This is a genomic window from Capnocytophaga catalasegens, assembly GCF_026005215.1.
Lineage (GTDB): Bacteria > Bacteroidota > Bacteroidia > Flavobacteriales > Flavobacteriaceae > Capnocytophaga > Capnocytophaga catalasegens.
In genome coordinates, this window is the sequence record NZ_BPMA01000081.1 from 1 (window position 1) to 1,666 (window position 1,666).

Here is a 1,666-nt window from a genome sequence, read left to right on the forward strand (position 1 = left end):
CCGTTAAAAATATTTTTTACACTATATTTTACAGTTTCTTTTTCCCAAAGCTCGCCTTTTCGTCAAAAATGTTTGTTCACAACCACATCTATTTACTGGTTTTTATTCTCCTAAAAGGTGCGTTTGGTTATTGTTTTATAAATTTTCCTTTTTTATCTATCTGATATATTTCTTCTTTTACAAAATGACTTTCTATTTCATCAATATCAAAATAATAAAGATGTATTTTTAAAAAATTATCTATATAAAAATAACAGTACTTAGGTTCATACATCATATAGATATAATTATAAATAACTTTATAATCTATAATTTCATTTGTTTTTTTGTTTTTGGTTATAAGAGTTAGATAATCCACAGGAGCAGCGGTTTCATCTCCTTTTAAAGAAGCATATTTATTGCCGTTTTTATAGATTTCCAATACAAAAATATCATTTTTTGCAGGAAAAGTACCCGAATAATAAGCAGAATCTATTTTGAAAAAATCCTCTTTATTGATTTCTTCTTTTATAATAGGAATAAATGGTAGTTTTATAGTTTTATTACAAGAAAGTGTATCGTAAAAACTGAACATACATCTTCTTGTCTTATACAAAATAGTATCTTGAATATTATTTAAGGTATCTTTTAGGGCTTCTTTATTGTTGTCATAATATAAACCTTTCGTTTGCCACTTTTTAGGAAATTTATATTTTTCCAATTTTATCGTGGAAGGAAAATCAATATCTATTAGCTTAAAGTTATTTTTAAAACTAATATTTTGATTTATTTCATTATTTTGTAAAGAATCTTTAAAGGTATCTATTATAACTTCCTTTTTACTTGTTTGACTCTTATTATTGCAAGAATATAAGAAACAACATATTAGAATATAAAGTATCTGTTTCATATCTATAAATTTATTATTTTTATTTTAGTATTATCAAATTCTCCTGCATGTAGGTGGTTATTATGTCCGTCAGAATATGATGTATTTTTTAAAGAAGGATACCACCCTGCATCTCCTCTATAAATCTTTACAAAATGAAATTTTTTAAATGCATCTACTTTTTTCTGTTCCTCTATTAAAGAAGTAAAATATTCGGTATCAGCACTATCTCCATTAGGGTGAGATAAACTTGGATAACTTGTTGCATCAGAAAAACACATTCCTGTACACTCTACTTCTTTCTTTAATTCTGCCAATACACCGATGAAACCCGCCATACAATCAGGGTTACAATAGCGTCTTTGTGAATTTGAAAAAGAAAAAATAATTTTGGTATTATCTTTTACATAACTCAAACCATCAGGCATTCTTACCAATTCTACTTGCCCTCTCCCTTTTGAGTAACTACGAATGCCATATACGGTACCACTTACAAAAATAGTTTCATTTTCAGTAACATAAGCTGTTTGTGCATTTCCTCCTTCTGGATAATTATATGTTTTAATATATTTTTTAGGAATTACATTTTCTTTCTTACCATTATTTCTTTTATCAACAGTAATCTTATTTAGTATACAAATTTCGTGAATGTCTCCTTTTTCATCGTGATACATATATCTGTATTTGTCTAAAGTTGAATTTTTTACTATATGTTTTTCTATGCTTCCGTTGTGGTAAATGTGGTAAGTTGTAATGTCTAAAACTTTCTCTATAGTAACTCTTTCAACTTTTCCTATA

Annotated in this window: 1 protein-coding gene and 1 pseudogene; both read right to left on the reverse strand. The window is 26.6% G+C overall.

The window, feature by feature from the left end; genetic code table 11:
* Window positions 1-127: 127 nt before the first annotated feature.
* Window positions 128-889, reverse strand: coding sequence for a hypothetical protein (locus OO775_RS13760; RefSeq protein ID WP_264847801.1), 762 nt, complete (start codon window positions 887-889; stop codon window positions 128-130).
* Between the two features lie 2 nt (window positions 890-891).
* Window positions 892-1,666 (reverse strand): annotated as a pseudogene (locus tag OO775_RS13765) (hypothetical protein); the annotation flags it as partial.